Source organism: Dawidia cretensis (assembly GCF_018598175.1).
In the GTDB taxonomy this organism is placed as follows: domain Bacteria; phylum Bacteroidota; class Bacteroidia; order Cytophagales; family Cyclobacteriaceae; genus Ohtaekwangia; species Ohtaekwangia cretensis.
This window is the reverse complement of the sequence record NZ_JAHESE010000069.1, coordinates 1-7,973: the sequence shown is the minus strand read 5'-3', so window position 1 is coordinate 7,973 and position 7,973 is coordinate 1. Positions and strand designations below refer to the sequence as shown.

Sequence of the window (7,973 nt, the reverse complement as noted above, 5' to 3'; positions counted from 1 at the left end):
ACCAAATAATGCTATAAGTTCAGGCGCCCCTGATCTCATTGTTTCATTCAGTAATTCCTTCTCTACTTGTCGACCAATTAACTTTTCCATGATAATTTTAATGCCAGCCAAAAATCATTCAGTCAGAGGAGATTTGGCTGGGAATAAATTGATTATTGACAGCCAAAAGTAGCAAAAATAATTAAGATTTGGCTTCAGATGTATCAACCACCGCTTGACAATTGACACTTTCCCACTACTGATGGAACGGAAAGAAGCTTCCATCACGTTAGAGGCCACAATTTCCGGACCATTCGTTGTCCTTTTTCATTCATAGTAGATAGCCTCCTGCCGATCAAAATCCGGAGCCAATGCTCTGAGCTTTTCAGGGATGTCAACCGGAATTTCTTGGGTTGTGAGAGATCGGTTCTCCTCGAATTGCTATTAGAGGTTGAATTGATATTCAAATAGTTAGTATTGATATCCTTTTCAAGTCATTGATGAAATAGTTCGAAAATTGTACGCTCAGGTCGACACCGGGGTTTTCAACCCCTTACAAAAGCCACTAAATCACAAGATTTTGTGGCTTTTTTACTTCCAAAGCTTGTAATCAATTACAACGAATTTCAAGGGTGTCCGTGACCTATTCCGTGACCTCAGTTTGTGATCTAATTTAGGTCACGGAATTGGCTCGAAGGCCATTTCAAACCCTTGTATATATGCGTTCAAAACAAACATTTGGCGTCCGTTTTCTGATAAAAAAGAGCAAAGCTGTAGACGGTAAAGCGCCCATCTACGCTCGATTAACAGTCAATGGTAAAGAGCTGGACATTGCTACCCGCGAGTCGATTAATCCGTCCGACTGGGGTGGTCCCAAAGTGCTGGTGGCCGGTAGAGGTACAAAGGCCAAAACAATAAATGATAGCCTCGAAGAACTGAAGAGCGGCCTTAAAAACTCCTATCGAGAGCTCGTTGCAGAGAGAAAAGATCTATCTGCCGAGGCAGTTAAAAAGCGATTTCTCGGCGAGGATAGACAGCACAGATATTCACTTTGTGAGGCAATTACTCGCCACTTTGAAGAAGCGAAAAAGGATAGGCTTGCTCCAGGTACAATTAAGAACTACTATACCACCGAACGTAAGATCCAAAAATTCCTTTATTCACAATTCCATGGTGCAGACATTCTACTTGAAAAACTGAATTTTGAATTCGTAAATGGATTTTATCATTATTTAATAAACACCCCTCCTGAAAAACCGGGTGACAAGATCTGTAGTCACAATGGGGCTCTAAAGCATATAGAGCGTCTTAGTAAAATAATCAATCTCGTACTGAAATTCGGTTGGCTAGAAAAGGATCCTTTTGCCTTGTTCCAGTCAAGTTTTACGGTCAACGATATAGAATGCCTAACTGACGACGAACTGGAAGTTGTCAGTCTAAAGCAATTTTCGACTTTCCGACTGCAACTTGTTAAAGATCTCTTCATATTCGCCTGCTACACTGGTATTTCATACAGTGACCTAATGAAATTAGATCAGAACAGTATTACGACAGGCATGGATGGAAACAAGTGGGTCACTTATAGCCGGGTGAAGGTTAAAAAGAAGACAGTACAAACCGCGAGAATTCCGCTATTGCCGCGAGCTTTAGACGTTCTCAATAAATACAAAAATCATCCGGTAGCAATATCTCGCGGCAAGCTTTTTCCGTGCATAAGCAATCAAAAGCTAAACAGTTATCTTAAGGAATTAGCCGACACTTGTGGGATTTACAAGCCACTAACATTCCACATAGCCCGTCACACCTTCGGTACAACCGTCACCCTCGCTAACGGTGTGCCAATTGAAACAGTAAGCGCTATGATGTTGCATAGCGACTTGCGTATGACCCAGAGATATGCGAAGGTAGTTGCGAGAAAGCTAAATAGAGATATGACCAATCTCCGTGATCAGCTAGTAGCGAAAGCGTTTAAAAATGCTCTAAACACAACCACTCTATCAAACCAAAAAAAATCGCTGACGCCAAATAAGATTACAGCGAACTTATAACTATTTTAACAATCTCAAATTTACCGATATGCTGTTTGACATTGATCAAGATATTGTTGAAGCTGACATACATAAGCTCGTTAATGAACGGTTCGAAGAAGGTTTAACACTTGAGTTCAAGGCATCCGGTGCATTGTCAAATTCAGGGGACAATAAGAAGGAATTGGTGAAGGACGTATCGGCTATGGCCAATTCCGCCGGTGGAGTAGTAATCTATGGTATTCTTGAAAAGGAACATGCAGCCTATGCGCTTTCCCCGATCGATGGCAATCAGTTCAATAAAGAATGGCTCGAAAATGTAATATATAGTAGAATAAGAAGGAAAATTGAAAATATAAGAATTGTACCAATAAGAATTGGAGGAAAGATTGAACAAACGGTTTATGTGATAATTGTCCCAGAAAGCATAAATGCACCCCATATGGCGGACGGAAAGTACTATAGACGGCACAACTTTCAAGTCCTTGAGATGGATGAATATGAGGTACGAGGAGCATATTCAAAACAAATTCGTACAACCTTAGCCATAGAAGATATTGATGTAATGAAAGGGGATTTTCATGAAGTGCGTTTACCTGGTGAAGTGGTTAAATATTCTGTTGTGGACTTAAATTACTATTTGCGAGTTGGGATAAGAAATATTGGAAATTCAATTGAAAATCACTTTAAGATATATGCATCTGTACCGACGTCTCTCATTAGGGATCATTCGACAGTTCGTGATCTTAAAGGAAAGATTGATCGGCATGAGGGGAGCAATACAATATTAGTTGCCGCCTCAAATAGCCCATTGTTTCAAAATGAACTGGCGACGGTATTGGGATTCGGAATTCAAATTACTGGTAAAAATAAAGATGATGCAATTAACGAAGTTATTAAAATAAAGCTGTACTACTCTGGCGGTACAGACGAAATGGCAATATCAGTATCTGAATTAATTACCCACAGAGAACTCTCTTTAGGTGAGCTGATCTATCATAAGAAACTTGAGCTTTAGTTTGATGGTGTGAACGAAAAATTACTGGAGTGATAATAACAAGGGAGATAAATGCAATTAATGTCCAATACTTTATTGCCGTTTTGTTGTAAACGCGAAGTGCCACCGTTTGTGCTTTGTCCTATCTACTTCGTGACTTCATTTTTTCCGTGTACATTTTCAATTTTTTTGAACTAGCCTCAGCTAAGGAATCTCCCAACTCTTGTTGTCTATATTCATCTATGGACCTTCGGGTCCATTCTATAGCGCTCTCATGTCGATTTAATGAAGCATACGCATCTGCCTTAGCGGCCATCAAATATGCCCTATCCATACCCTGATATTTGTTAATTAAGTTAGAATCTATTAGCTCAATAATAAGGAAACTATCAACAACCGCTGATTCCGATATTTCAAGAATAAATTGGGGAGTAATTGCAATCTTTTGTTTCCCTCTGTTTCATTGACTCTTTCTTTCCAAGATCCCAAAACTCTTTTATCAATAGAGGTCCATTTTTCCGCGCTAGAGCAAATATCTTAGCTAAGCGCTCGCGAACCTTCTTCTTTGTGAACGCAGTTTGGTGGTCTTTTAAGTACTTAATTTCTTCCTTAAGAAGTGAGGCGTCTGGTGATTTGTTATCGTTACTTTCAGCTATTGTGTAGATCGTCGACAAATATCCATCTAAAACTAATTGTTGGTGCAAATCATATGTTTCCGTTTCGTCGTTCTCCTCCACAACATTAAAAAACTCCTGAAACCCCTTTTCGTATTGGGACAATATTGGATCTTCAAAGATTTTTAAGGCGTTATATTCCCTTATTATATTAACCCAGTCCTCCAGCGCTGAATTAAGATTTGGACTAGTTACATGCTGCTCACGCCCAAAAATAGAAAGTGGCGAAGACGGTTTAAATTGAATTTTATAGTCGTATCCTGTTTTCTTTATATCTGCTCTGAATATTGTGAAAAAAAATTGGCTTTTAGGATCGGAATCTTTAAAAATCACATAAAACAATATCCAACAATTATACTTCCATTCAGCGAAGTAGTGGAAGCAATTGAGATTCCCAACGGGAGTATCACAATCGTCGCAAAATCAAAAGTGAATTCCATTGTTATACCCTATGGACCAGATTCAATGGAGGAATTTGTAAAGATCATCAGTAGTTTTACAATCTTAAGAAAGGCAACCAATAAATACACTTTGCTATATACAATTGGTGCTGGCATTCTGGGACTTGTTCTTTTTGGTCTGTTTTTTACGTCGACTGATTTCTACGTTATTCAACTTTCAGGGTTTGCATTTGTTGGAACTCTTATATGGTCCTTTGTCCAGATACAACGCAATAAAAATGTCGACCGAAAAATGAAGCTGACTTCATACGCCTTTATTATTCCATTGCTCAGTGTCTTACTAAAATTAATTGCATCATGGAAGTGATAAGGTTAGATTCCTAATAAAGCGAACCATACACCTTCTCATTTGCCAGCCGCGATTGGGTGCCGCGGCCCGGTCCCGTTAGAGGCGTCACCGACGCTATGCAGCCCAGCAAATTCTTCGTGCATCGTTCGCCGGGTGAATCAGTATTCCGCTCCGGCCGGGGCACCTAATTTCAAATTTACAGATAACCTGTCCGTGAATACGATTTTTCGTATTTGTTCTTTAGCCTTTACCGAGATGAAACGCCATACCATAAAGAATTCAGCGATAAGCCGAGCGTTTGATATTATTTTTATTTTAGCGTCCCTAAACGAAAATCAGGCATGAAATCACCATACTTTCATGCCATTAAAACTGAACTTGTATATGGACTAACGAGCCGCGTACAACCATGTTCCAGGGAAAATTGCGGGTCGTCAGTAACAGAATCGCAGTGCTGAATGATATTAATAGCCTAAAATCATGACATTAAACCTGCTAGGCGCTTTAAATCAAAAATAAAATAGTTCGAAAATTGTACACTCAGGGCGACGGAAAAGTAAAAGGCAGTAAATACCGTTATTTGCTGCCTTTTTTCGTTTATAACTATTGTCATTTACTTGATTTTGCGGGCATTCACCGCTTCAGTACCAAAACAGACGCTACCTGCTCTGTGAGACATTGTTTGGCGTCAAAGCCAACCTGTCCTTGTACTTCCAAAGTGTAAAGGACCGATGTCCGCCACCGAACGCCAAACCTCACAACCGAACGGTATCTTTCAAAATACCTTCATAAACCTCAGTAATTGCAAGGTTTACACACTGGTCCGAAAATGGCAATGGCATCGGAACCATTAACCTGACTTATGATCATCAATTATCTCAAGATCTCGCTTCGCAATCTGCTCAAGAACAAATATTACAGTCTCATCAACATCCTGGGGCTTGCTTTGGGTATCACATGCGTGTTCCTCATCATCCAATATCTTAGCAGAGAGCTTGCGTACGATAAATTTCATGAAGGTTCAGAAAATATCTATCGCGTTATCTGGGAAAACGATAATCCACAAACACGAACTCCTCATCCGCTCGCACAGGCGATGGTGCACGACTTTCCTGAAGTAGAAAACGCGGTAAGTCTTTCTCCTCTCTGGGGCCCTGGCCTTACACGCGAAACGTTCTCCATCCGCAACCCACAGAAAAATATTCAATACGATGAAACCGGTGTACTCGCAGTTGACACCACATTCTTCAAAGTTTTTTCATTTCCGATCGTAAAAGGTGATCCCGACAAGGCACTGAAAAAAATGGGTGGCTTGCTGATATCAGAAAAAGCCGCACACAAATACTTCGGTAATGAAAATCCTATCGGGAAATTTCTCTCGATCAATGACGACAAAACACTTACCGAAGTAGTAGCGGTATTCAAAGATGTTCCGGAGCTTTCGCATTTTCATTTTGACTTCCTCGTTTCTTATGTTCTTGAAAAAGCGCTCGAAGATCCGCAAAGTCAGTACTACACCTGGGCAGATTTCGGACACTATAATTACGTAAGACTGAAGCCAGGAGCAGATGCAAGAAAAATTGAAAGTCAGTTAATGCGCTGGCTGAAAAATTATGTGGATTGGTCAGCTAAAGATTTCAAATACTTCGAGGACAATCATTATGGACTGAAACTTCAGCCTATTACTGATATTCACCTCAAATCAAATGTTCGCTGGGAACTGGAGGGCAATGGCAACATCGATTATGCTTATATGATGATTGCTGCTGCAATTCTGATCCTTGTCATCGCGTGCATCAACTTCATTAATCTTACGACCGCACAATCAGCAGAGCGCGCAAAGGAGATTGGTATACGCAAATCACTTGGCGCTTTAAAAAGACAACTCATCATTCAGTTCACTGGTGAATCTGTGCTGGTGGCTTTGGCAGCGATGCTGGTGTCGCTTGCTATGATTCAGACACTGGCTCCAATGTTCAGCTTTTTGACGGAAAGCGGTGTTCATTTTTCGATGATCTCATTGATCGTTATTTTGGCAGCGATCGGGATAGTAGTTGGACTTGTTGCCGGTATTTATCCGTCATTTTACTTATCGTCAGTAAAACCAACCGCAGTGCTGAAAGGTAAATTTCTGCAAAGTCCAAAGGGAACTTCGGTACGCAAGGCTTTTACTGTTTTTCAGTTCAGTGCATCGATGGTACTGATCTGTGCTGCAGTGGTAATCTTCAATCAGCTTCAGGCAGTTCAAAACAGATCTGTTGGTTTTAGCAAAGAAGAAGTGATCGTAATACCAGTAAAAAATCAGGATGCATTGAGAGATCGCTTCGCAGACGTGGAGACAGAATTCAGGCAACTTGCCGGTGTAAAAGAAGTTTCAGCGGCATCTAACATTCCGGGTCGATCATTCAATCAAAATGAAATTTTTGAATCGACTCATCCTGAAAATGATATTGATGCTTCTGAACTCGTTGTTGATCACGATTTTCTTAAAGTATTAAACATTTCTCTGACGGAAGGACGTGATTTTCTACGGGAAAATCCTGCGGATGCAGACAATGCATTTCTGATTAACGAAACCGCTGCGCGCAATCTTCAGCTCGATCATCCGGTTGGAAAGCAAATTACCTGGGAACGAGATGACGATGCCCTGAAGGCGACCGTGATCGGTGTTGTGAAAGATTTTAATTTTCAATCCCTGCATCACACAGTAAAACCATTGTTGATCAAATTAGGAAATAATAGTTTCAATTACATTGTTCTAAAACTCAACACCAATGATTTTAACAAAACGATTAAGGAAATAGAAGGAACCTGGAAAAAATTCGACAACAGGTTTACGTTCGAGTTCTTTTTCCTGGCTGATAATCTTAACCAACAATATCGCAATGAACAAAATATCAATCGCGTTATCATTGCATTCTCCGGAGTGGCCATTTTGATTGCCTGCTTTGGACTGCTGGGAATCGCAGCGCTCACATTCCGCAACAAGACTAAAGAAATCAGTGTAAGAAAAGTTCTCGGTGCTGAGTTCGGTAATCTCGTGGTTTTGTTGCTTAAGGATTTTACTATTCTTATTTTGATTGCTATAATCATCGCTACACCAGTTGTAATCTGGATCATGAAAAGCTGGCTTCAAAACTTTGCTTATTGCGTTACGTTGAATCCAATCATATTCATTGGCGCAGGAATGTTTTTGATTTTACTATCGTGGATTACATTAGGCTACCTCACGCTGAAAATGGCAAGAATCAACCCGGCCACTACGTTGAAGAGTGAGTAGCCTTTAAGGTAATATAGAACTAGAAACAAGGAACTGGAATTAGCTGCAACCGCCCACCTGGGGTCGTTGTAGTCAAAACAACGATAAAAGGAATTTCAACAACTGTCTTTTTGAAAAACTCCAAGAATAAAGGCTGCAAAAAAATAGAATGGAGGTCTAGGTAAATATTCCAACGGAACCTCGTCAAGATGGATATTCCGGACCATGTTGACCCCGACAGAACGAATCGCCGTCTGAACATTTGCGTGTGTTGAGATTTAGCAAAT

General features: G+C 40.4%; 4 protein-coding genes. 3 read left to right on the top strand and 1 reads right to left on the bottom strand.

Features of this window, described 5'->3' with window-relative positions; genetic code table 11:
- The first annotated feature begins 698 nt into the window (after positions 1-698).
- Together KK062_RS29530 and KK062_RS29525 are read left to right on the top strand one after the other, a co-directional pair.
- Entirely contained in the window at positions 699-2,027 is a 1,329-nt protein-coding gene (locus KK062_RS29530; RefSeq protein ID WP_254087997.1) for a site-specific integrase, read from the top strand.
- A gap of 28 nt (positions 2,028-2,055) precedes the next feature.
- A complete protein-coding gene (locus KK062_RS29525) occupies positions 2,056-3,024 on the top strand; it encodes an AlbA family DNA-binding domain-containing protein (protein ID WP_254087996.1) in 969 nt (322 codons plus the stop codon).
- A 392-nt stretch (positions 3,025-3,416) separates the two neighbouring features.
- Here the strand turns inward: KK062_RS29525 and KK062_RS29520 are convergent, their stop codons facing one another.
- Entirely contained in the window at positions 3,417-4,010 is a 594-nt protein-coding gene (locus KK062_RS29520) for a hypothetical protein (RefSeq protein ID WP_254087995.1), read from the bottom strand.
- 1,279 nt (positions 4,011-5,289) lie between these two features.
- On the opposite strand from KK062_RS29520, the gene KK062_RS29515 reads away from it, so the two are divergent.
- Positions 5,290-7,707 (top strand): ABC transporter permease, encoded by a 2,418-nt coding sequence (locus KK062_RS29515; protein ID WP_254087994.1) that lies wholly within the window; start codon positions 5,290-5,292, stop codon positions 7,705-7,707.
- Positions 7,708-7,973 lie beyond the last annotated feature (266 nt).